We start from the raw sequence: 21,618 nt of genomic DNA on the forward strand, positions 1-21,618 counted from the left end.
CATTTGGTACTTATCATAGCGAAAAGCAAAACGGATGTCAATGCGGATCGTTGGGTACCTTTGCGTTTGGCAACGCGATTGCACTGCCGCCGTCAGACGTCCCGCTCACGACAAATTCAACCCTGCCCGTAACCGAATCCTCTCCGCCGCCGTTTACATGGGTACCGCAAGCTGCACAGATGATGAACAGCGACAGGGATAACACAAGGAACACCAGGTATTTATTTGACATGGTGATTTTCCCCTTTCGCGTTTAGTTCGCCACGATTTCCCCTCGCATGTTGCGTAAACGAATGCCCAAAAATAGAAGCAGAGTTCGCGTTGCAACTCTGCTCATCGTGATCCGGAACGCTTCTTGTGTTGTGCTCTCTACAAACCGATGTTCTCGATCTGATCCAGAAACGCCCGACTTTTCAGCCGCAGATCAAGATGCTGGTCCAAAAAGCTGCGCAGCACGTGTTTGAGCTGGCTGCGCGTCGACGGCTTCACCTCGATCTCGCCCAGCCGCTCCAGGTCAAACACCTGAAACAGGCGGAGGAGCTTCCAGACCGACGGGGAGACGGCAATCGCATACGGGTCCTGCGGCAGGCAGACGGGACAGAGCAGTCCCCCCTGCGACACGCTGATCGCATAAGGCTCCCGCTCCGCCCCGCAGTTGGCGCATCCCGACAGATGCGGGGCAATGCCCGCCACCCGCAGCATTTTCGTCTCGAAAATCCGGCAGAGAATCTCCGCGTCCCTGCCTTCGTCCAGATAGCGAAACAACAGCAGCAGCATGTGAAACAAAAAAGGATTGGCTTCCCGTTCATCCGTCAACCGGTCCAAAAGCTCCGCTATGTACGCGGCATAAGCCGTGGCCGCCAGGTTTTGCCGCAAGTCCCGGAACGACTCCACGATCTCTCCCTGGGACAGGTCGGGCATGCCGCTTCCAGGTCCTGCCTTGCACAGATAGTATCCATGGGTAAACAGTTGGGAGACGGCCCCCAAGCGGCTTTTCGGCTTTTTCGCGCCGCGGGCCATGATGCCCACCTTGCCATGCTCCCGCGTAAACAACGTCACCACTTTGCTGGACTCTCCATAGTCCACGCTGCGGATGACAATCCCTTCCCACTTTACAAGCATGCGTGCGTTTCACCCGGTTCCTTTTGGGCGAACTCAAACGCGGCCTCCTCGTCGGCAGTCGTTTGAAGGTGTTCTCTGTAGAGAAGGTAAGCATGGATGTCACCGGTCGAAGCGAAATAACTCCAAGAAAAGTCACGAAGCATGAAGCATCATCCTTTCTTGTTTCGGCTGTATCCACTTCCTTCTTAGATTCACCTGCGCCCGTTTTTCTATGCCATGGAAAAATTGACACCGCTAGTCTTCGTCGTAAAAACCAAAATTGCGCAGCATTCGTTCCTGATTGCGCCAGTCTTTTTTCACCTTGACCCACAGTTCCAGATACACCTTGTCCCCCATCAGCCGCTCGATGTCCAGACGGGCGCGGCGGCCGATTTCCTTGAGCATCTGCCCTCTCTCCCCGATCAGGATGCCTTTCTGCGAATCCCGCTCGACGTAAATGGCCGCGTAGATGTACAGGGTCTTGCCGTTTTCGCCCCGCTTCATCTCTTCGACGGTCACGGCGATCGAATGGGGCACCTCTTCGCGGGTCAGATGCAGCACCTTTTCCCGGATCAGTTCGGCCACGATAAAGCGCTCGGGGTGGTCGGTCACCTGGTCGGGCGGGTAGTACATCGGCCCTTCTTCCATCTCGTCAAAGATTGCCTGGATCAGCGGACCGGTGTTGTTCCCCTCCAGAGCGGAGATCGGGATAATCTGCTTGAACTCGTACAGCTTCCGGTAGTCGTCGATGATCGGCAGCAGTTCCTCCGGGTGCACCTTGTCAATTTTGTTGATCACCAGAAAGACAGGTGTTTTCACCTGCTTGAGCCGCTCGATGATGTACTCGTCGCCCGGCCCCCGCTTTTCCGTGGCGTCGATGACAAACAGCACCAGGTCCACTTCGTTGAGCGTGTTTTCCGCGACGGCGACCATGTAGTCGCCCAGCTTGGACTTGGGCTTGTGAATCCCCGGCGTGTCGAGGAAGATGACCTGTCCCTGCTCCGTCGTGTAGACGGCGGTAATCTTGTTTCGCGTCGTCTGCGGTTTGTTGGACATGATCGCGATCTTCTGGCCGACGATGTGGTTTAACAGCGTGGATTTCCCCACGTTAGGCCTGCCCACGATGGAGACAAACCCGGATTTGAAGCCTTTTTTCGTGCGATTATCCACGTAGATCCTCCTTGGTGAACGCCCCTGGAAGCAGGGCGGATACTGTTGTTTCCGTCACGTCGCCGTTCATGTTGGCGAGAATGACCGGCATGTCGGGCGGGCACAGCTCCGCCATCACCTGCCGGCACGCGCCGCAGGGAGAAACCGGATGCGGCGTGTCAGCCACCACGGCGATCGCCTTGTAGGTGGTATCCCCTTCGGAATACGCCTTAAACAGCGCGGTCCGCTCCGCGCAGTTGCACAGCGGGTAGGACGCGTTCTCGATATTGCAGCCGAGATACACCTTGCCGCTGTCCGTCAAGAGAGCCGCCCCCACGGGAAAGTGGGAATACGGCACATACGCCAGCTTTCTCGCTTCTTTCGCCTGCTCCAGCAGGGCTTGCTTATCCATGTTCATCATCACTCGTTTCCCTCGCAGATCTCAGCATGTGTGGTGGGTGAAGCAAACACGCGGCGCCCGCCGGCGTGCGGGCGGTGCCGTCGATCCTCATCAGGCCGCCCCTCCTGTTACGCCGTTAGCCACACGGAGAGTTTTCCCCAGAGCGGGGGGCCGAAAACAGCGACGCCGATCACGACGGACAGGACAGCCGCCACCAGGACGGCGCCGGCACAGGCGTCCTTGGCCGTTTTCGCTTTCGCGTGCCAGTCGGGGGAGGCCAGATCGACCGCCGCCTCCAGGGCGGTATTGACCAGCTCGAGCGCCAACACCAGACCGATAGAAAAAAAGACCAGCAAAACATCGCCGCGGGGAATGCGCAGCCACCACGCCGCCGCCAGCGCCAGCACGGCGAAGGCGACGTGGATTTGCATGTTTCGCTGTGTCTTCACGGTATGGGCTATGCCTTGCAGGGCATAGGAAAAACTGCTGACCAAACGGCGCCACTCTTTCAAACGCAATCGCCTACCTCGTCAAGCCAATCTGCTGCAGTACCGCTTCTTGACGGGAAAACATCTCTTTCTCCTCTTCCTCCGTGCCGTGGTCGTACCCGAGCAGATGGAGAAAACCGTGAACAGCGAGAAAACCCAGTTCCCGTTCGAGCGAGTGTCCGTACTCCGCCGCCTGTTCCTTCGCCTTGGGAACGGAGATGACAATGTCCCCCAGCATGTTGGGGAATGCGTCCAACTCTTCCTCGTCTATATAAATGTCCAACTCTCCCTCTCCCGACTCGTTCATCGCAAACGACAGCACGTCGGTGGGACGGTCGACGCCGCGGTACTGGCGGTTCAGCTCGTGGATGCGCTCGTTGTCCACCAGCGTCACCACCACTTCGCCGTCCACGCCTTCCCGCTCGGCAGCCGCTTCGAGGCAGCGGACGATCAGGTCCTGCAGGGATTCGTCGATCGGTTCGATTTCGTCGTGAAGAATTTCTACGGATAGCACGGGTACCCAATCTCCTTTACCGGTAGCTGTGGTCGATTTCGTCTTTGGCGTACGCTTCGATGATCTTCTGCACCAGGCTGTGGCGCACCACGTCCGCTTCCTGGAAGCGGATAAACGCCACTTCGGGGATCGGGGCCAGAATGCGCTCCGCTTCCCGCAAGCCCGATTTTTTCCCTTTGGGCAGGTCGATCTGGGTCACGTCGCCGGTAATCACCATCTTGGAGCCGAAGCCCAGACGGGTGAGGAACATCTTCATTTGTTCGGGCGTGGTGTTCTGCGCTTCGTCCAGGATGACGAAGCAGTCTTCCAGAGTTCGCCCGCGCATGTATGCCAGCGGGGCCACTTCAATCAGCCCGCGCTCCATCATTTTCGCCACCTGTTCCGTGCCCAGCATGTCGTACAAGGCATCGTAGAGCGGACGCAGATAGGGGTCCACTTTTTCCTGCAGGTCGCCGGGCAAAAAGCCGAGGCTCTCCCCTGCCTCCACGGCCGGGCGCGTCAGCACGATGCGCTTGACCCGTCCGTTTTTCAGCGCGTTGACCGCCATGACCACGGCCAGGTAGGTTTTGCCGGTACCGGCCGGCCCGATGCCAAACACGATGTCGTGCCGCTTGATGGCGGACAGGTAGTGGCGCTGTCCCAGCGTCTTGGCGCGAATCAGCTTGCCCTTTTGGGTGCGGGCCACTTCCTCGTCGTAGACGTCCAGCAGTTGTTCCGCTTCTCCCCGTTCTACCAACTGCAGCGCGTACGAGACGTCGCGCTCGGACAGGGCGATGTCCCGCCGGATCAACTGGAGCAGGACGGCAAACAAGCGGGAGAGCTTATCCACCTCGGCCTTTTCGCCGCTGATGACCAGCTCACCGCTGCGCGTCATGATTTTTGCCGCGGTCGTTTCCTCGATCAATTTGAGGTACGCATCGTGGGGGCCGAACAGCATCAACGCTTCCGATGCGTCAGCAAACGGAATTTTTACCTCTTCTTGTACGTGCAACAGGCTTCCATCTCCTTGCAGCGGTTGTCAGCAATGCGTTACGGATTGCCGTTTGCATTGGGAGCCGGGGGCAGGCCCAGAATCGGCTGCTCGACGGCAATGTCCTCAATAACGGAAAAATGAATACTCAAATAAACTTTACCATTCTCTCTCTTCGCGTGCAAAACTTTTTCGTCCTGAATCACGGCATCCTTGCCCGCCTGCCGCAGCACGTCCTCCCGGGCCGCCTGCTTGGCGGCCGCCAGCGCTTCGTCCATGCTCAATTCCCGCCGGACCGGCTGCACCTCCGCCTGCGTGACCGTCTTCCAGCCGATCGGACTCGTAAAGCCCGCATACGACGGCTGGAAGCGCTCCTCGGCCGACTCGGCCTGCGCAAACGGCTGCTCCTTGAACGGCCACACCTGCACGGCGTAGGGGCCGACGAGCAGGTACTGCTTCTGCTGCCGTTCGCCGGTCAAGCGGTAGTGCACCTGGGTGAGCGGAATCGAAATGTTGCTGACGTACCACACCTCCCCCTTTACCGTGCCGCGGGCGGCGACCGCCTTTTGCCGGGCCTCGTTGCCGATAATGCCGGAGATCAGCAGCTGCCCTTTTTCCACAAACTGGTTGACTTTCACCATGCTTCTGCCCGCTTCCGGCAAAATCGTGTGCACAACCGCCCGCTTCTTGGCGACCAGGTGTCGCGGACTGGGCGGGACCGGCTTTTCCGGCTCTTCTTTCTCTACCACCTGGATGATCGCCTTGGTGCCCTGAATGTCGACGATGACCCTGGACGCCTCCGGCAGCAAGTTCAGCAGTTCCCGCTGCAGCACGTGCGATTCTTTTAGTTTGGCCTTCCACACCCCTTCTTTAATCCCGAGCTGTGCCGCCGCCATACTCACCGCCTCCGGGCGCATCTGCTTGACTCCCCGCACCTCCACCTCCCAGACGAACGAGGAGAGCATGTACAATCCGACCAAAAACAAAGACGCGCCGATGACGAGACCGGCCCGCCGGCGCAGCCGGACCAGCCAGAAAGGCAGCCCGCCCCGCCGTTCCACGTGGGGGCGACAGCCTGTCTCTTTTAAAAACGGCCGCAGGCGGAAATAATCGCGGATCAGGATGTCGCAGCGGCCCACCTCCTGCCCCACTCTGCGGATGTTCCAGATCCGGATGCCTTCCCGTACCGCCATGTTCAGCATTCGCTCAAAGCGCTTTCCACGGACGGTGATCGTGATATAGCCGTCCATCCATTCCTGCAATCCATTGCGCATGTGCCCGTCCCCACTTTCCCAGGTATTGTCGCCGGAACGTCTACTACGGTTTTTCCAGAAACCTGACGCCGCCGATGCGCCCCTCCAACAGGACTTCCTCCGGCAGGATCGCCCGGATCACCAGTTGTTCCCCGGTGATGAGCAGCTGCCCGTTGGTCAACAGCAAGCGGAGCTCTTTTTCACTAAAGTGGAGAACTCCGCGGTGGTTTTCGATATACATTTGCAGATGGCCGATCATCGTGATGCGCGGGACTTCCAACACCACATCTTGCGGCAGATCCAGCACTCCCACGGCCAGATGGCGCAGACGGCGGCCCCATCGCTTCATGAGCAAGCCCCCCTTTACTGGCGCTGCTGCGCCGGAATGCATCCCCTCCAAGCCAGTCCGGGTGCCCGGTGCGCCCTTCTTCTATAACCGTATGCGGCGGGGGGAGAAAATCATGCAGAGAAAATCGCCCCGACACTCGCTTCCGCAAGCGTCGGGGCTCGTCCCGTCAGGTCTTCTGTTCGTCGGTGGGAGAAGGCGTTCCGTACCGTTGAAGGGCCTTCCACTTCTTGATCACGCGCTTTACTTTTTCTGCCGTACATCCGCAGGCGATCGCCGTTTCATAGATCGATTTTCTTTCATAGATGACAAGCCGGATCACCTTTTGGCGAAACTTGCTCATCCTCTCCAGTGCCTGTCGGTCCATTCGCCGCTCTACCCCTCACCATTCATGTCCAGAGTTTGTCTCTAGATCAAGAATAGTCAACCGGGACTTGGGGCACAAGACCAGATGTTCGATTTCTTTCGACAAAAAGCGTTGACAAGCCAGGGACGGCTCCCCCATCGTGGAGAGCAAGAGGACAGCGGGGTTCGTTTTTGCGAAAAAAAAACAGGCGAACGGGAATGTTCGCCTGTCTGTTTCGCGCAAGCGTCAAAGGCTGCGGCGGAAGGGAAGGGGCCGGCTTTTGGCCCGGGGCGGACCGAAAATGATCGCCCACTTCATTCCTTCCCGGGGATCGAGAGCAGTCGGCGTTTCCGGTGCTCCTTCTCCCCGGGACGGATGGCCCGCCTCGCCGGACCCAACGGCTTGGGCGGCTGGTGCCGCCTCCGCTTTCGCCAGCGGCGCGCGCCTCTCCTCTTCCAGCCATTCCGGTTCTGCGGTGCGTTCTTCCATTGGCGCAGGCTGGGGTTCCTGCCGCACCACCATGCGCCGTTCCGGCCGCGTTTCCATGGGACGTACGGTACCGCCGCCGTCCACCGGGGTGAGCGGTGGGAGCTGCTGTTTTCCCTGGGTCATTTTTCGCCCTCGTCTGGCTTGTTTGCCAAACAGCAGGTAGCCCAGGTACCCCAGGATCAGAACCCAGAACTTGCCGAGGAGAGGCAGAACCCATCCCAGCAGTTCAACCAACACGTCAAAAAGATCGTCCATCGGCTATCGCCTCTTACTCGTGGTCTTGGTCAGGCAGGTCGGACTTTTGCTTGTCGCCGGTGGCGCCGAATGCCTGGCGCATTTGCGTATCGGCGGAGATGTTTTGCAGGTTGTAGTAATCCATTACGCCCATTTTGCCGCTTCTCAGGGCTTCGGCCAGCGCGAGCGGCACCTGCGCCTCGGCTTCCACGACCTTGGCCTTCATCTCCACGACGCGCGCCTTCATTTCCTGTTCCTGGGCGACCGCCATCGCGCGGCGCTCCTCCGCTTTCGCCTGGGCGATGCGTTTGTCCGCTTCCGCCTGGTCGGTTTGGAGCTGCGCCCCGATGTTTTTGCCCACGTCCACATCGGCGATGTCAATGGAGAGGATTTCAAACGCCGTACCGGCGTCCAGCCCTTTGTTCAGCACGGTTTGCGAGATGCGGTCCGGATTTTCCAGCACGTCTTTGTGGGAGTCGGACGAACCGATCGTCGTCACGATCCCTTCGCCGACACGGGCGATGATCGTTTCCTCGCCGGCGCCCCCAACCAGTCGGTCGATGTTGGCGCGAACCGTCACCTTCGCCTTCGCCTTCACCTCGATCCCGTCCTTGGCCATGGCGGCGACGACCGGGGTTTCAATCACTTTCGGGTTTACGCTCATCTGCACCGCTTCCAGCACGTCGCGGCCCGCCAGGTCAATCGCGGCGGCCCGCTCGAAGCCCAGCGGAATGTCAGCCCGCTGCGCGGCCACCAGCGCATCGACGACGCGGTCTACGTTGCCGCCTGCCAGGTAGTGGCTTTCCAACTGGTTCGTGTCAAGCTCCAGCCCCGCTTTTCTCGCCTTGATCAGCGGGTTGACGATGCGCGAGGGAATCACGCGGCGCAGCCGCATGGCCACCAGCGTGATGATGCCGATGCGCACACCGGAGGCCAGCGCGGAAATCCAGAGCATCACCGGGACGAACGAGAAAAAGATCGACAGGGCGACGATCGCCACTGCCACCATAAAAATAAGGGGAATCAATCCGCTTTCCAGCATGAATCATCTACTCCTTTTGTTCTTGTTCCTGCACGACGACGCGGGTGCCTTCCACCTGCACCACGGCGATGGAGGTGCCGGCGGCAATAAATCCGCCCCCGCTGACGGCATCGATGCGCCGCCCCTCGATCTTGACCACGCCGGCCGGGCGAAGCGGCGTCAGGGCGATGCCCGCCTTACCCAGCAGGTCCCGCTGGTCCTTGGGCGCCACGTAGCCCGCTTCATTGCGCTGCACGTCGCCCAGCACAAACCGGCTGACCAGCCCTTTGATGCCGAATTTTTTGATCAGCACGAAGGCGACGATGACCGTGACCAGGACGGCGATCCCCAGCGACGCAAGCCCCTGCTGCGTGTCGTAGGCAGCCATGACCAGGCCGGTGACGATGCTGACGAAACCGAGCGCGCCGACGATCGCGCCGGGAACGAAGATCTCCAAAATCATCAGCAGGATGCCCAAGACAAACAGGCCGATGTGCAGCCAATTGGCGAAGCCCGCCACGTAATGGCCGAAGAAGTACAGGCCAAAGGCGCACAACGAAATCGTGCCGGCCACGCCAAACCCGGGCGCGAACAGCTCGACGACGATGCCCACCAGGCCGATGATCAACAGAAGACTCATCACGACCGGACTGGTGACGAAACGGGCCACCCGCTCGCCGACTGTCGGTTCAATCGTTTCCAGCTCATCCGCCTTGACGCCCAGATACGCGAGGAGCTGCTCCTTGTTGGCCACAACCTGGTCGGCGTAGCCCAACTGCTTGGCCCGCTCGGCGTCCAGGGAAAGAACGGTGCCTTTCGGCTTCAGCCCCGGAAACTCCCGGTCGATTTCCACCATGGCCCGGGCCACGTCGGAATTGCGGTTGTTCAGCTTGGCCGCCGACTCCATCTTGTTTGCCCATCCGGAGACGATTTTCACGTCGGCGGCGTTGCCCGCCAGGTCAATCGGCGTCGCCGCACCGATGCTGCTGCCCGGGGTCATGACGATTTCGTTTGCGTTCAGGGCGATGTAGGTGCCGGCCGAAAACGCCTGGTTGTCGATGTAGGCCACCACGTGGATCGGAGACTGTCTGACCAGTTGGCCGATGGAGTCGGCCGCATTGATTTCTCCGCCGGGGGTGTTGATGTGCAGCACGATCAGGTCCGCGCCCCTGCTCTCTGCTTCGGCGAACGCCCGCTGCAGAAAGCTTTCCAGCCCCCGCTCGATCTCGTGCTCCACGGGAATCCAGACCGCTTTGTGATACGGCTTGGCAGCAGCCGGACTTCCCGCCAGCAGACCGGCGAGCCCTGCGGCCACGCAGAGGAACGCCAGCAGCAGGCGCAAGGGACGGGAAGCGATCCGTGACACACTCATCGCGTCCACCTCCTTTCCTTATACAGCCTCAGCGAATGGCTACTAAGGTATACGGGTCAGGTTCGCGGCCGTTTCATGATTTTTCATGTTTCGCGCCAAAAAGAAAAACCCAGCCGCGTGGGACTGAGTCTTTCGGTTCGTATCTATATGAGGTTGTTCCTCATTACGATGGCAATTCCTCAGATACAATCTTTTGCACGAGGGCACCGTCGGCTCTTCCTTTTACTTTCGGCATGATCGCCCCCATCACCTTGCCCATCTCCTTTTTGGAGGAGGCTCCGGTGGCGGCGATCGCGTCCCGTACAATGCCGCGCAGTTCGTCCTCGCTCAATTGAGCGGGCAGATACGCGGAGAGCACGTCGATTTCCTCTCGTGTTTTGGCGGCGAGGTCGTCACGACCCGCCTTTTCAAATTCCTGGAGGGATTCACGGCGCTGTTTTAACTCGCGAGTCAAGATGGTCAGCTCTTCGTCTTCAGACAACAGTCTACCTTTACTAATCTCTTCGTTCTTTAACGCAGCTTTCACCATGCGAATAACAGAGAGTTTCAGCGCAGCTTTGTCCTTCATCGCTTGCTTCATATCTTGATCGAGTCGCTCCATTACACTCATGATGAGCCCTCCGTCAATTAGTACTTGCGCTTGCGAGCTGCTTCGGATTTTTTCTTGCGGCGAACGCTGGGTTTTTCGAAGTGGCGGCGTTTTCTCAGTTCCGCCATAACCCCTGCTTTGGCGCTCTCACGCTTGAAGCGACGAAGTGCCTGTTCCAAAGACTCGTTTTTCTTGACTCGAACTTCTGCCATCTGTCTTCCCTCCCTCCGCTAAAACCGTGGGACGCCTGTTACCAACAGACTGTCACACTTCATTATAGGACAGAAAAGCAAGGCAGGTCAACCTTTCTTTCCAACTTATTCTTGGAAGCCGGCCAGGAAGTGGTAGTGGATGTGGAATACCTCTTGGCCGCCTTCCTTGCCGCAGTTGTTGATCAGCCGGAAGCCCTTCACATTCAGCTTTTCGGCCAGCTTTTGCGCCACGCGGTGAATGTGGCCGATCAGCGGCAGATCCTCTTCCTGCACGTCCATCAGCGTGGGAATCGGCTTGCGCGGGATGATCAGCAGGTGAATCGGCGCTTTCGGGGCGATGTCGTGGATGACGATGACGTGCTCGTCCTCGTATTCGAAGCGGGCCGGAATCTCTTTGTCCATGATCTTGGTAAAAATGCTTTTTTCCATCGCTATCCTCCGTTTTCAACATATTGCAGGCGTTCATCCTGTATGTATAAGTGACGCGGCCCTGGCCGCCCGGCTGGCGGCAGCCGCAGCCTGTCCGCATGATAGTTCCATGATAGCCGACCGCTTTGGCTGTTTGCAATGGCGAACCGCCATTTTTTCCTTGCCGCGGCCGGACAGGAGTGATAGCATGACTTCGTGGTTTCCACGATCGAAAACGAATCGATGAAAAGGGGACTGGGCATATGAGAGAGATTCCACTGGGACAAGCGGCCGTCATGGCGGAAGGACTGCTGCTGGCGGGCGATCCGGGCCTGCCCGTGACATCCGTTCACTTCGACACGCGGCAGCTTTCGCCGGGCGCCTTGTTCGTGGCGATCGCCGGAGCGCGGGACGGGCACGACTTTCTCCTGCAGGCGGCGGAAAAAGGCGCTCGGGCGGCGATCATCTCCAACGAACAAAAGGTGCCGGACAGCCTGCCGGCCGGATTTGGCCTGATTCTGGTGAACGACACGCTGCGCGCGTTTCAAAAGCTGGCGGCGGCGTACCGCAAGCCCTTTTCCATACCCTTTGTGGCCATCACCGGCAGCAACGGCAAAACGACCACGAAAGACATCGTCGCCCACCTGCTGGAAAGCCGGTTTGCCATCTACAAAACCTACAAAAACCTCAACAACCACCTGGGCGTTCCCTACTCCCTGCTGCAGGTGGAGGAGCACCACCAGGCGGCCGTGCTGGAGCTGGGCATGAACCACGCCGGCGAAATCGACCTGCTCGCCTCGCTGGTCAAGCCGCAGATCAGCGTGATTACCTACATCGGCGAAGCCCACATGGAGTTTTTCGGCTCGCGGGAGAAAATCGCGCTCGCCAAGGCGGAACTGCTGCCCCACACCGATCCGGACGGGCTTGTGCTGCTGAACGGGGACAGCGAATACCTGCGCAAGGTGGCACCGCTTTATCCGGGCCGCATCATGTACTACTCCGTCAGCGCACCGGCCGACATCTGGGCGGAGAACATCCGGTCCGAAGACGACGGGACGCGCTTTGAGGTCCGCTTCCGGGACGGGGAGCGCTTCGAGGCGTTCCTGCCGCTTTTCGGCACGCACAACGTGCTGAACGCGCTGCCTGCAGTGGCGATCGCCCGCCGGTTCGGCATGACAACGGAGGAGATCGTCCGCGCGCTGGCGACGGTGCGCCTGTCGGCCATGCGCTTCGAACGGATCGCGTCCGCCCACGGCGCGCTCTACATCAACGACGCCTACAACGCCAGCCCTTCGTCGATGGAAGCGGCCATCTCCACGTTTGCGGAGCTGTTCCCCGAGCGGAAAAAGGTGCTGGTCCTGGGCGACATGTTTGAGCTCGGCGAGAACAGCCCGGCCATGCACGCCCAGGTGGGGGCGTTTGCCAACCGCTACCGCGACCGCATCGAACTGCTCGTGGCCGTCGGCGACCAGGCGCGCCACCTGTACGACGCGTACGAGGGGGAAAAGCGCTACTTCCCGACCAAGGCGGAAGCGGTCGAAACGCTCCTCCCGCTTCGCGACGCCGGTTACGCCTTTCTGTTCAAGGCGTCGCAAGGCATGGAGATGTGGACGCTGCTTCAGGCGCTGGAAGATCACGCGTGACCGCGACTGGTACGGCAATCGCGAAAAACAGCAAGGGAGCCTCGCTTCAGGAGGCTCCTTTTTTCTAGTTCCCCGGATTGGGCCGGACGAGCGGCCTTCCCTCTTTTTTCCATTGCAGATAACCGCCGCTCAGGTTGATGACGTGCGAAAAGCCGTGGGCCTTGAGGATGCTGGCGGCGATCGCCGAGCGGGCGCCGGAGCGGCACTGCACGAGAATCGGCTTCTCCGCAGGAATCTCGGCGAGGCGGCGCGGCAGGGTTCCCAGCATGATGTGCAGGGCCCCGGGAATGTGACCGTCGTCCCATTCGTCCTGATTGCGCACGTCCAGCACCAGCACCTCCCGCCTCATCACCTCGTCGGCGATCGCAGCAGGGGCCGCTTCCAGATACCGGTCCAGCTCGGCCCGCTCCCGCACCTGGCGAACATCGGTCCAGCCGGCCACGTTGTCGATGCCGATGGAGCGCAGGGCGCTCAGGATGCCGGACAGATCCTCCGGAGCGGCGATCAGATAGAGCGGACGCGTATCGTCCACCAGCCAGCCGGCCCAGGTGGTAAATGACTTGTTGTACGGGATGTTGAGCGTTCCCCGGATGTGTCCGCTGGCAAACGATTGGGACGGCCTTGTGTCCAGCACGCGGGCTCCGCCGGCGAGCAAAACGGGCAGTTCCTCCGCCGCTACCGCGCGCGGTTCGGGCAGTTGGTCCAGCAGGGCGGGCCCTTCCCTGTTTACCCGTTTCATGACGGCAAAGTAGGGAGGCGGCTCCGGCTGGCCGTCCAACAGCGCCCGGACAAACACCTCCTCGTCGTCGCATTGAAGCGCCCAGTTGTACAGCTTTTCATAGCCGACCGTGGACGACGGCACGGCGCCCAGCGCTTTTCCGCATGCACTCCCGGCGCCGTGGGAGGGCCACACCTGCAGATAGTCGGGCAGCGCCTTGAAGCGCTGCAGGGAGCGATACATCGCCCGCGCTCCCTGTTCCGCCGTTCCGCTCAGTCCCACCGCCTTTTCCAACAGGTCGGGCCGGCCCACATCCCCGACAAAGACAAAATCTCCCGTAAACATGCCCATCGGTTTGTCTGCCTTCCCCCCCCTGTCCGTCAGCAGGAACGAGATGCTCTCCGGGGTGTGTCCGGGCGTGTGCATGACGGTAAACAGCAGATGGCCCACCGAAAAACGGTCGCCGTCTGCAAGCAGTTGATGGTCGACCTGATCAACGTAGTGGTACTTCCCGTACTCGTCTCCCTCGCCGGAGAGGTACAGCTTGACACCGTGGCGGACACCCCATTCCCTCGCACCGGACACGTAGTCGGCGTGAATGTGCGTTTCCGCCGCGGCCACCACCCGCAGTCCTTCCGCTCGGGCCGCCCGAAGGCATGGCGTGACGTCGCGCCCCGGATCGATCACGATCGCTTCCCCCGTTTTTTGGCAGCCCACCAGGTATGAGGCGTGGGCCAGCTTCTCGTCGTACAAGTAGCGAAGCAGCATGCGAACCACTCCTTCCCGCAGCAGGGCGAATTCTTTCCTTCACCCTTGTCTCGCTTCTCTTTGCCGGCATCAAACCCGGCTCGTGTCCACGTCCGCGAGTCACATCCTCCCCTTCAGCATGCCGTTCCAGTACATGACGGGCAGCAGGTCTTTTTTCAACACGTACATGCTCCATCTCTCCTTGGCCTGGTCAAACGGAAACGTTTCCCTCGGAGACAGGGTGTAGTCGAACTCGGCGAGCGCCAGCTTGTTGTAGCCGGTGACCAAGGGGCAGGACGTGTACCCGTCGTACCGGGCGGCAAGCGGTGCGCCCCGCATCAGGGCGAGCAGATTTTGCACTGCGACCGGCGCCTGCTTGCGGATCGCCGCCCCGGTCTTGGAAGTGGGGAGGTTGCTGCAGTCGCCCAGGGCAAACACGTTGGGATACCGCTTGTGCTGCAGGGTGTGCTTGTCGACGTCCGCCCATCCGTCTGCGTCGGCCAGCGGACTTTCCCTGAGAAACGCCGGCGGCCCCATCGGCGGGGTGACGTGCAGCATGTCGTAGCGCATCACTTCCCGTTCGCCCGTATCCAGATGCTCGAAGACCGCTTCCCTGGTCAGCGGCCGGATTTCGATCAGGTTTCGCCGGTAGGCGGTTGTGATTTGTTTGCGGGCGATTACGGTTTCCAGGGTGTCCGCGTACTTTTTCACCTGAAAAATGGCGGCATCGGCGGAAGCAAAGACGATCTCCGCCTGGTCCCGCACCCCGGATCGGCGAAAGCAGTCGTCGGCGAGATACATGATCTTCTGCGGAGCGCCGCCGCATTTGACGGGGGTGTTGGGATGGGTAAAAATGGCGGTCCCGCCTCGGAAGCTGCGGATGCATTCCCAGGTCTTCCCGACGAAGTCATAGGAATAGTTGCTGCACACTCCGTCTGTCCGCAAGGCCTCCCGCAGGCCCAAAATGCCGTCCCATCGGATCTCCAATCCGGCCGCCACGACGAGGTACTCGTAGCAAATGCGCCTGCCTTCCCGGGTGGTCAGTTCCTTCTTCCCGGGTTGAACAGCGGCGGCAGCGTCCTTGATCCACACCGCTCCCCGGGGAATGAGGGTGCGCATCTCCCGTTCGGTGGCTTCTTTTTTTGCCACCCCTCCGCCCACGAGCGTCCACAGCGGCTGATAATAGTGCTTGTCGGCCGGGTCGAGCACGGCCAGGCTGCCGCGCAGGGACTTCTCGGCCCGAAGCAGCCTCGCCGCGACGGTAATGCCCGCCGAACCGGCTCCGACGATGACGACGCGATAACGTCCTGTGCCGGACATGGTCATCCTCCTCCCGCGTGACAGGGAACGTCACCTGCTTCTGCCCCTCACTCCCACTGTTATCGCGGATAACCCCCTTTTTATTCCATTTTTGTGAAAGGCAGGGCAAAATCGGCCGAGCTGTGGCAGCATCCGGCCGGCAGCGTTTGCGAAGGCTTCCCTGCCAAAAAGAGCCCCCGCTAAAGCGGAGGCTCCTTGCCCAGAAATGAAAACGGGAGTGCCCCGGGGCACTCCCTCCAGACGAACCCTTATTCCAATTCTTCCGCGTCCACCACGTTCCGCTGTTTATCCGCGTGGCGCTCCAGGGCAAGCTGGACCAGCCGGTCAATCAGCTCGCTGTAGCTGATGCCCGCTTCCTGGAACAGCAGCGGGTACATGCTGTACGGCGTAAAGCCGGGCATCGTGTTCACTTCGTTGATGTACAGACGGTCGTTTTCCTCGTCCCAGAAAAAGTCCGCCCGCGACAGGCCCGACGCGTCCAGGGCGCGGTACGCGATTTTGGCCATTTCGGCCATCTGCTCCGCCACGTGGGCCGGAATCCGGGCCGGGATCTGCAGTTCCGTGCCGGCGCCTTTGTACTTGGCCTCGTAATCGTAAAACTCCTTGGCGGCCACGATCTCGCCCACGACCGACGTGATCGGCTCCTCGTTGCCGAGCAGCCCGATTTCCAGCTCGCGCGCCTTGACGAACTGCTCCACGATCAGCCGGCGGTCAAATTTGGCGGCCAGCGTCATCGCGTCGATCAACTGCTGCCGGTCTTTTGCCTTGCTGACCCCGACACTGGACCCCATGTTGGCCGGCTTGACGAAGCACGGGTAGCCCAACTCCCGCTCGATGCGCGCGATGATTCCCTCCTGGTCGCGTTCCCACTGCGAACGGAGCACGCCCACGTAGTTCACCTGCGGCAGTCCCGCCTGGGCGAACACGTTTTTCATCATCCATTTGTCCATCCCCACCGCCGATGCCATGACGCCGGCTCCGACGTAAGGCAGGTTGGCCAGTTCCAGCAGGCCCTGAATCGTGCCGTCCTCGCCGTTGGGGCCGTGCACGACCGGAAAAATCACGTCCACTTCCTGGGCGATGCCAAAGACCGGCGAGGTCCGGCTGGCGGCGACCAGTTCCGTTCTCGTCTCTCCGCCGGCGGGTGCCGTCCCGTCTGTCAGGCGGAGCTCGTTGATGCCCTCCGGCAGACGGCCCCTGAGGCTCTCCCCTTTCACCCAGCTACCATCCAGCTTCACGTAGATGGGCGTAATGTCGTATTTATCGAAATCGACCGCCTTCATGATCGACAGGGCGGTGCGCAGCGAAACCTCATGTTCCGAGGACTTTCCTCCGTAAATGATCCCCAGCCGTATTTTGTTCCCCATGAACTCCAAGCTCCTTTCGCCTTGCCTGCGCAAAAGCGCGATCCCGCGTCTCCTGCTCTCCCATGGTATGCAAACGCCCGCCTTTCGTGTGCCGCCGGGCGCAATACCCCATTCAGCATACACAATCCCTTTCGCAAATACAAGGGGACAGGAGAATCACAAGCAGCCGCCGACCCACATATCCTATGAAAAACGTCACAGAAGATTTTTTTCGACGCAGGGGGAATGTCCATGAGAGACTATCTGCTCTTCTGTACGTACTGTTCGTCCTACACGCTCCTGCACCGCTACGACAAGGAGACCGGGACGTTTCTGGGCGAGTACTCCCTGTTGCACAACGCCTACACGCACAACAGCGTCGTGCTCCACAAGTTTCTGCTCGCCCACCTCGGACACGCACTGCGCGCCATCCCCTCCCAAACGGACGAGTACCGCGACATCATCTGCACAGCTTCTCACTTTTTGGAAAACGACATCGACAAGTACGTGGAAGAAAGTCTGGCGCTGGTCAAGTACCAGGAACGGGACCGGCAGAGCGAACGGGAGATCGGTCAGGTGCGCCTCTACATCCTCGAACACCTGCTGTCGCACGAACTGGACGCATTGGGTCAGGTCAAGGCGGCCAGCTCGGCCGAAGGGCAGGTGCTGCTCGGCAAAGAACTGGGCATCAAACGAGCCCTGGAACTGGTACGCCGCGTCCTGTCCGACAAACAGTTTGCCTGAACGCAACGCTTGCGACCCGCCGGGCAGCGGGCCGTTTTTTTGTCGATACAAAAAAAGAAGCGGACGCATATGTCCGCTCAGCGTGTCAGTACGGCTCGATCTCTTCCCCCGTCCGGATGTCCTTCACCCGCAGGGGATCGCGCGGTGCAGAAATCGTCCCGCTGTCAGGCGGCTGCCTGCCCTCTTCCACCCAGCGGACAAGCAGGTCAAAACATTGATGGACGTACGGTAACAGCGGCTGAAGTTCCTTGTCCGGGTCCGATGCGCTCCAGACCAGGCCGTCGACATGATTGCCCTTTTCCACCAGGTAGAGCCGGTGCAGGTTTTCCCGTCCCGCCGCTTTGACCAACCGCCGGTAGGCGTTCCCATGTACCTCTGGGAAGATCAGGGCGTCCCAGGTGCCGAACACGGAGATCAGCGGCACGTCAATCCTGCCCGTATTCTCGATCGCCTCCACCGCTTCTTTCACCTTTTTCGGCCGCCTGGTGAAATCGTAGGTGCGAAAGATGCCGTCCAGCGAACGGTCGCGGGTGCCGTCGGCGTTGAACCGCAGGTAGTCCGGCCACTGCAAGCGCTTCGGCGCGTGCGGGTCAAACTCGTCCCGGTAGATGTTGAGGGAAAGGAACCAGTAGATCTGGTCGTAATAGGCCCACAGCTTTTCCGAGCCTTTGGGCACACCGGCCTGGTACAGGGCCGCGCGGGCGCGCTCCTGCTCTTTGCCCTCGCCGTAGATGGCCGCTTCCGCGTGGTTGACGACGTCGGTCAGCGTGGTAATCAGGTTGGGCCTGTCGGCACGCCACAGCACCCCTTCCCAATCGACGCCGCCGTCGTACAGCCGCGTCTCTTTGGTCTGTTTCGGATCATCGTGTTCCAAGGCGTACCGGACCACGTACCCGCCGTTGGAAATGCCGATGGCGTACGTGGGGATCGGATGCTGTGTGGAGACCAGCCGGGCGGCGGGGGCACTGTCGGAGGGATCGATCAGCCGGTCTCGATGATGCGCCGCCAGATATGCTTGCGCCGCCTTGGTCATCTGCCGGAAGCGGACATGCCACTCGGCCACCGAGTCTTCCTCGGACGCGAGGGCGTTTTTTGCTTTGGCCAGCGGATCGGCGGGATCGCTTTCTCCCTGCGTCCCTTTGTCAATGGCCGCAAAGGCGTAGCCTTTTTCTAGCACGTAATCGCTGAACAACAGATCGGTGGCCGTCTCGTTGCGAGTGGCCGGGATGCCGGACACGACCAGCTTGCCGTTCCACTCATCCGGCACGCGAATGACGAATTGGGCGTCGTCAAACGCGCCGTTTACCTGTGTGCCCGTCACTTCGGCCGGATCGTACATCGTTTCCCAACCGCCCCACGCGGCCGGGACCAGCCCCAGATTGCCGAATTGGACGGCCGCCGCGTACTGCTGCGGGTTGCGCGTGGTCAGCCAGTTGCCCGCCTGGCCGTCAAAGCGGGTGACCGTCACGCCATGCGCGCCCGGTACGACAGGTTCCGAGGCCGCCCCGGCGGATGACAGGCCGGCCGGAACCAGCGGAACCATCAGCGCCGACGCAAGCACAAGACGCGACCATGACATGCTCATCTCTCGATCCCTCCTCTTCTTCCTTCCCTTTCTTTCTGGGAAGCGCTTTCATTTTACCAGTGCCGATTCATTCCAGCAACTGCCATTTCTGTATGCGGATGCTCGTTTCGCAGCGGCCAGAGAAGCCTGTTTCCCCTGCTGCCCGACGGGAGATCAGCGCAAAAAGGCGGCATGCCGCGCTGCTGCGACATGCCGCTCGTTTTTTGTCCGCCGCGCCTGGCAGCGGATGTTTACCGCCGATCCCTTACTTCAAAAATGGCAAACTTGAGGTAATGGGACTCGTCCGCCCCGCTGATCTGCGGGTGGTCCTTGCCTGCTCCCCGCCACTCGATCAGCCGCAGGATCTTGCGGGCATCCATCGCCGCGTCCTGGATCGTCTCCAGGAAAAGCTCGGGAGACATGTGGTAGGAGCAGGAGGCCGTCACCAGATACCCGCCGGACCGCACCAGCTTCATCCCGTTCAGGTTGATGTCCTTGTAGCCGCGGCAGGCGCTCTTCACCGCCGCGCGCGATTTGGCAAACGCCGGCGGATCGAGGATGACCACGTCCCACAGGCGGCCGGCGTCGACGCACTCGCGCAGGTAGTCAAACGCATTGGCGACGACGAATTCGACGCGGTGCAAAAAGCCGTTCAGCGTGATGTTTCGCTTGGCCGTCTCGATGGCGTGCTCGGAGATGTCAAGCGCCGTCACCTTTTTCGCGCCGTGCTTGCAGGCGTTCAGCGTAAACGACCCGGTATGGGTGAAGCATTCCAGCACCTCCGCCCCGTCCCAGAACGGATTTTTGATCACCTTGCCGCGCTGGTCTACGGGGACGATCTTCTGCTCGCCGTCCACGTCCACCGCCTTCAGGGTGATGCCGTGCTTTTCTCCCCAGCCTTTCATCAGCGGAGCGATGGCCGCCCGGTTTTCCCGCTGGTCGTAGAAGAAGCCGGTTTTTTGCCCTTCGACGATATCCACGATGTATTTCAGGCCGTTTTCCTCAATCGTCACTTCCCGCGGACATTCGCCGTACAGCACTTCCTTGCCCTGCTCCAGCCCCTCCAGCTCGCGCACGGGGACGTCGTTGCGCAGGTAGATGCCCTGCGGCTGAAACACTTCCACCAGCGCGTCCCGAATCCAGTCGCGCCGCACGTCCATCCCGAGCGAGAGAATTTGCGCAACCAGCACGTCTTCGTACCGGTCCACGATCAGTCCGGGCAGGAAGTCCGCCTCTCCGTACACGACGCGGCAGGCCCGCGGATTGTCGACGAACCGGGTGCGAAACGCGGCGGCTTCGCGGATGCGGCGGAGGAAAAAGGCGTAGTCGATCGCTTCGTCCGGGTTGTAGGTCAGGACCCGCACGATGATTTGCGAAGCGGGATTGATGTAGCCTTTGGCGAGGAAGTGTCCCTGGTGGTTAGTCACCTCGACGATGTCGCCCGGCTCAAACTCTCCCTGAATCTCTTTTACTTCCGACTGAAAAATCCACGGATGGCCCGCTTCCAGCCGCTTTTTTCGGTGCTTGTGCAGAATCACTCGTGCCAATGTTGTCGGTTCCTCCTTGTCATGCTCGTCTTGGTACAGGCATAGCGTATAGTAATTCGAACCCTCCCGGCTGCCGGCGGCGTTTACCCGCTCGGGCGGCGCTCGCGAAGGCCGCGCGGGGGCGTTCTCATTGTTGGTAAGGAGGATCGCTCCGTGTTTGCCATCCTCGCTCCCTTTACGTGTGGACTCAGTTTTTTTCTGTTGGGTATGTATGCCATGCGCACCGGTTTTCAAAACCTCGCCGGAAAGAAAATGGCGGACTGGCTGGGACGCTTCACGCGCACGCCGGTCCACAGCTTTTGGGTGGGACTTTTGACCACCTTTGTGCTGCAGAGCTCCAGCGCCGTCACCGTGCTCACCATCGGGCTCACGCATGCGGGCATGATCAGCTTTTCCCGTACGGTGGGGATCATTCTCGGCACCAACGTGGGGACGACGGTCACAACCGAACTGATGGCGCTTCGGCTGGAGTCGTTCGCCGTGCCCATGCTCCTGGTCGGCGTCGCCTTGTGGCTGATGCCGCGCCGTCTGACCCGCTGCATCGGGCTGGTGGTGGCCGGGTTCGGCCTGATCTTCCTCGGGATCGACACCCTGCAGGTCATGGCCAAACCGCTGGAACAGTCGGACGCGTTTCGCTCGCTGTTTCTGGAAAGCCGCCATTCCGTCTGGATCGGCCTGATCACCGGATTGGTGTTTACCGCGCTCATCCACAGCAGTTCGGCGACGACCGCCATCACCATGGGGTTGATGAGCCACCAGGTGCTCTCGATGGAGACCGCGCTGGCGATCGTGCTCGGGGCCAACATCGGCACCTGCTTTACCGCCATCATCGCCAGCATCGGAACCAATGCGGCCTCCCGCCAGGTCGCCTGGTGCCACACGCTGTTCAACCTGGCCGGCGCTCTTGCATTTCTGCCGTTTCTTCCACAGCTTGACCTGGTCAGCAGCTTTTTAACGGACAGCCCGTCGATGCAGATCGCCCACGCCCAGACCCTTTTCAATGTGGGCTGTTCCCTGGCCGCCCTGCCGTTTACCCGGCAGATCGCCGCCGCCGTCCAGTGGCTGGTGCCGGACCGAAAGCGGCGCCGGTAACCCCG

Annotated in this window: 25 protein-coding genes; 3 read left to right on the plus strand and 22 right to left on the minus strand. The window is 60.6% G+C overall.

What is annotated here, in order from left to right; all coding sequences use genetic code 11:
* Positions 1–37 precede the first annotated feature (37 nt).
* From FOI68_RS08100 to FOI68_RS08180, 17 genes are all read right to left on the minus strand, one after another.
* Complete coding sequence (locus tag FOI68_RS08100; protein WP_044899634.1) at positions 38–232, minus strand: hypothetical protein; 195 nt, start codon at positions 230–232, stop codon at positions 38–40.
* Between the two features lie 137 nt (positions 233–369).
* Entirely contained in the window at positions 370–1,122 is a 753-nt protein-coding gene (gene recO, locus FOI68_RS08105) for a DNA repair protein RecO (RefSeq protein WP_029097290.1), read from the minus strand.
* Entirely contained in the window at positions 1,113–1,265 is a 153-nt protein-coding gene (locus FOI68_RS08110; protein ID WP_081656408.1) for a YqzL family protein, read from the minus strand. The genes recO and FOI68_RS08110 overlap by 10 nt, the downstream gene beginning before the upstream one ends.
* Positions 1,266–1,356: 91 nt before the next feature.
* Positions 1,357–2,271 (minus strand): GTPase Era, encoded by a 915-nt coding sequence (gene era / locus FOI68_RS08115; RefSeq protein ID WP_029097291.1) that lies wholly within the window; start codon positions 2,269–2,271, stop codon positions 1,357–1,359.
* Positions 2,264–2,662 (minus strand): cytidine deaminase, encoded by a 399-nt coding sequence (locus FOI68_RS08120; protein ID WP_029097292.1) that lies wholly within the window; start codon positions 2,660–2,662, stop codon positions 2,264–2,266. The genes era and FOI68_RS08120 overlap by 8 nt, the downstream gene beginning before the upstream one ends.
* 116 nt (positions 2,663–2,778) lie before the next feature.
* Entirely contained in the window at positions 2,779–3,162 is a 384-nt protein-coding gene (locus FOI68_RS08125; protein WP_029097293.1) for a diacylglycerol kinase, read from the minus strand.
* 10 nt (positions 3,163–3,172) lie between these two features.
* A complete protein-coding gene (gene ybeY, locus FOI68_RS08130; protein ID WP_035300066.1) occupies positions 3,173–3,652 on the minus strand; it encodes an rRNA maturation RNase YbeY in 480 nt (159 codons plus the stop codon).
* Between the two features lie 16 nt (positions 3,653–3,668).
* The gene (locus tag FOI68_RS08135; RefSeq protein WP_029097295.1) at positions 3,669–4,643 is read right to left on the minus strand and encodes a PhoH family protein; all 975 of its coding nucleotides are present in this window, start codon (positions 4,641–4,643) and stop codon (positions 3,669–3,671) included.
* Positions 4,644–4,681: 38 nt separating this feature from the next.
* On the minus strand, positions 4,682–5,896 hold the full coding sequence (gene yqfD / locus FOI68_RS08140) for a sporulation protein YqfD (RefSeq protein WP_143862829.1): 1,215 nt from the start codon (positions 5,894–5,896) through the stop codon (positions 4,682–4,684).
* Between the two features lie 43 nt (positions 5,897–5,939).
* Positions 5,940–6,224, minus strand: a complete 285-nt coding sequence (gene yqfC / locus FOI68_RS08145) for a sporulation protein YqfC (RefSeq protein WP_143862830.1) — start codon at positions 6,222–6,224, stop codon at positions 5,940–5,942.
* Between the two features lie 166 nt (positions 6,225–6,390).
* Positions 6,391–6,588 (minus strand): sigma-70 RNA polymerase sigma factor region 4 domain-containing protein, encoded by a 198-nt coding sequence (locus FOI68_RS08150; RefSeq protein ID WP_035288527.1) that lies wholly within the window; start codon positions 6,586–6,588, stop codon positions 6,391–6,393.
* 225 nt (positions 6,589–6,813) lie between these two features.
* Positions 6,814–7,311: a hypothetical protein gene (locus tag FOI68_RS08155; RefSeq protein ID WP_143862831.1), complete on the minus strand. Its 498-nt coding sequence runs from the start codon at positions 7,309–7,311 to the stop codon at positions 6,814–6,816.
* A 13-nt stretch (positions 7,312–7,324) separates the two neighbouring features.
* Positions 7,325–8,332, minus strand: a complete 1,008-nt coding sequence (gene floA / locus FOI68_RS08160) for a flotillin-like protein FloA (protein WP_029097299.1) — start codon at positions 8,330–8,332, stop codon at positions 7,325–7,327.
* 7 nt (positions 8,333–8,339) lie between these two features.
* Positions 8,340–9,683 carry an NfeD family protein gene (locus FOI68_RS08165; protein WP_143862832.1) on the minus strand — a complete coding sequence of 448 codons (1,344 nt, stop codon included), beginning with the start codon at positions 9,681–9,683 and terminating at the stop codon, positions 8,340–8,342.
* A 163-nt stretch (positions 9,684–9,846) separates the two neighbouring features.
* Positions 9,847–10,293 carry a GatB/YqeY domain-containing protein gene (locus tag FOI68_RS08170; RefSeq protein WP_029097301.1) on the minus strand — a complete coding sequence of 149 codons (447 nt, stop codon included), beginning with the start codon at positions 10,291–10,293 and terminating at the stop codon, positions 9,847–9,849.
* Positions 10,294–10,310: 17 nt separating this feature from the next.
* On the minus strand, positions 10,311–10,484 hold the full coding sequence (gene rpsU / locus FOI68_RS08175; protein WP_029097302.1) for a 30S ribosomal protein S21: 174 nt from the start codon (positions 10,482–10,484) through the stop codon (positions 10,311–10,313).
* Between the two features lie 105 nt (positions 10,485–10,589).
* Positions 10,590–10,913, minus strand: a complete 324-nt coding sequence (locus FOI68_RS08180; protein ID WP_029097303.1) for a histidine triad nucleotide-binding protein — start codon at positions 10,911–10,913, stop codon at positions 10,590–10,592.
* Between the two features lie 242 nt (positions 10,914–11,155).
* On the opposite strand from FOI68_RS08180, the gene FOI68_RS08185 reads away from it, so the two are divergent.
* A complete protein-coding gene (locus tag FOI68_RS08185) occupies positions 11,156–12,535 on the plus strand; it encodes a UDP-N-acetylmuramoyl-tripeptide--D-alanyl-D-alanine ligase (protein ID WP_044899638.1) in 1,380 nt (459 codons plus the stop codon).
* Between the two features lie 64 nt (positions 12,536–12,599).
* Here the strand turns inward: FOI68_RS08185 and FOI68_RS08190 are convergent, their stop codons facing one another.
* From FOI68_RS08190 to FOI68_RS08200, 3 genes are all read right to left on the minus strand, one after another.
* Positions 12,600–14,021: an MBL fold metallo-hydrolase gene (locus FOI68_RS08190; RefSeq protein WP_143862833.1), complete on the minus strand. Its 1,422-nt coding sequence runs from the start codon at positions 14,019–14,021 to the stop codon at positions 12,600–12,602.
* Between the two features lie 99 nt (positions 14,022–14,120).
* Positions 14,121–15,320: an NAD(P)/FAD-dependent oxidoreductase gene (locus FOI68_RS08195; protein WP_143862834.1), complete on the minus strand. Its 1,200-nt coding sequence runs from the start codon at positions 15,318–15,320 to the stop codon at positions 14,121–14,123.
* 248 nt (positions 15,321–15,568) lie between these two features.
* Positions 15,569–16,687: a D-alanine--D-alanine ligase gene (locus FOI68_RS08200; protein ID WP_035300080.1), complete on the minus strand. Its 1,119-nt coding sequence runs from the start codon at positions 16,685–16,687 to the stop codon at positions 15,569–15,571.
* A 231-nt stretch (positions 16,688–16,918) separates the two neighbouring features.
* Here FOI68_RS08200 and FOI68_RS08205 point away from each other — a divergent pair, with 231 nt between their 5' ends.
* Positions 16,919–17,410, plus strand: a complete 492-nt coding sequence (locus FOI68_RS08205) for a hypothetical protein (RefSeq protein ID WP_035300082.1) — start codon at positions 16,919–16,921, stop codon at positions 17,408–17,410.
* Between the two features lie 85 nt (positions 17,411–17,495).
* Here FOI68_RS08205 and FOI68_RS08210 read toward each other — a convergent pair whose 3' ends face one another.
* Positions 17,496–18,989, minus strand: a complete 1,494-nt coding sequence (locus FOI68_RS08210; protein WP_370512114.1) for an alpha/beta hydrolase — start codon at positions 18,987–18,989, stop codon at positions 17,496–17,498.
* 236 nt (positions 18,990–19,225) lie between these two features.
* Positions 19,226–20,521, minus strand: a complete 1,296-nt coding sequence (locus tag FOI68_RS08215; protein WP_044899642.1) for a class I SAM-dependent rRNA methyltransferase — start codon at positions 20,519–20,521, stop codon at positions 19,226–19,228.
* 153 nt (positions 20,522–20,674) lie between these two features.
* Here FOI68_RS08215 and FOI68_RS08220 point away from each other — a divergent pair, with 153 nt between their 5' ends.
* Positions 20,675–21,613: a Na/Pi cotransporter family protein gene (locus tag FOI68_RS08220; RefSeq protein ID WP_143862835.1), complete on the plus strand. Its 939-nt coding sequence runs from the start codon at positions 20,675–20,677 to the stop codon at positions 21,611–21,613.
* Positions 21,614–21,618 lie beyond the last annotated feature (5 nt).

It is taken from the genome of Brevibacillus sp. LEMMJ03, from assembly GCF_007197875.1.
Taxonomy (GTDB): domain Bacteria; phylum Bacillota; class Bacilli; order Brevibacillales; family Brevibacillaceae; genus Brevibacillus; species Brevibacillus thermoruber.

What these genes read in the sequence shown, in the direction of transcription:
- FOI68_RS08100 (WP_044899634.1), bottom strand. Translation starts at nt 232, where the DNA reads ATGTCAAATAAATACCTGGTGTTCCTTGTGTTATCCCTGTCGCTGTTC.
- recO (WP_029097290.1), bottom strand. Translation starts at nt 1,122, where the DNA reads ATGCTTGTAAAGTGGGAAGGGATTGTCATCCGCAGCGTGGACTATGGA.
- FOI68_RS08110 (WP_081656408.1), bottom strand. Translation starts at nt 1,265, where the DNA reads ATGCTTCGTGACTTTTCTTGGAGTTATTTCGCTTCGACCGGTGACATC.
- FOI68_RS08120 (WP_029097292.1), bottom strand. Translation starts at nt 2,662, where the DNA reads ATGGATAAGCAAGCCCTGCTGGAGCAGGCGAAAGAAGCGAGAAAGCTG.
- yqfD (WP_143862829.1), bottom strand. Translation starts at nt 5,896, where the DNA reads ATGCGCAATGGATTGCAGGAATGGATGGACGGCTATATCACGATCACC.
- yqfC (WP_143862830.1), bottom strand. Translation starts at nt 6,224, where the DNA reads ATGAAGCGATGGGGCCGCCGTCTGCGCCATCTGGCCGTGGGAGTGCTG.
- FOI68_RS08150 (WP_035288527.1), bottom strand. Translation starts at nt 6,588, where the DNA reads ATGGACCGACAGGCACTGGAGAGGATGAGCAAGTTTCGCCAAAAGGTG.
- FOI68_RS08155 (WP_143862831.1), bottom strand. Translation starts at nt 7,311, where the DNA reads ATGGACGATCTTTTTGACGTGTTGGTTGAACTGCTGGGATGGGTTCTG.
- floA (WP_029097299.1), bottom strand. Translation starts at nt 8,332, where the DNA reads ATGCTGGAAAGCGGATTGATTCCCCTTATTTTTATGGTGGCAGTGGCG.
- FOI68_RS08165 (WP_143862832.1), bottom strand. Translation starts at nt 9,683, where the DNA reads ATGAGTGTGTCACGGATCGCTTCCCGTCCCTTGCGCCTGCTGCTGGCG.
- FOI68_RS08170 (WP_029097301.1), bottom strand. Translation starts at nt 10,293, where the DNA reads ATGAGTGTAATGGAGCGACTCGATCAAGATATGAAGCAAGCGATGAAG.
- rpsU (WP_029097302.1), bottom strand. Translation starts at nt 10,484, where the DNA reads ATGGCAGAAGTTCGAGTCAAGAAAAACGAGTCTTTGGAACAGGCACTT.
- FOI68_RS08180 (WP_029097303.1), bottom strand. Translation starts at nt 10,913, where the DNA reads ATGGAAAAAAGCATTTTTACCAAGATCATGGACAAAGAGATTCCGGCC.
- FOI68_RS08185 (WP_044899638.1), top strand. Translation starts at nt 11,156, where the DNA reads ATGAGAGAGATTCCACTGGGACAAGCGGCCGTCATGGCGGAAGGACTG.
- FOI68_RS08190 (WP_143862833.1), bottom strand. Translation starts at nt 14,021, where the DNA reads ATGCTGCTTCGCTACTTGTACGACGAGAAGCTGGCCCACGCCTCATAC.
- FOI68_RS08195 (WP_143862834.1), bottom strand. Translation starts at nt 15,320, where the DNA reads ATGTCCGGCACAGGACGTTATCGCGTCGTCATCGTCGGAGCCGGTTCG.
- FOI68_RS08200 (WP_035300080.1), bottom strand. Translation starts at nt 16,687, where the DNA reads ATGGGGAACAAAATACGGCTGGGGATCATTTACGGAGGAAAGTCCTCG.
- FOI68_RS08205 (WP_035300082.1), top strand. Translation starts at nt 16,919, where the DNA reads ATGAGAGACTATCTGCTCTTCTGTACGTACTGTTCGTCCTACACGCTC.
- FOI68_RS08210 (WP_370512114.1), bottom strand. Translation starts at nt 18,989, where the DNA reads ATGTCATGGTCGCGTCTTGTGCTTGCGTCGGCGCTGATGGTTCCGCTG.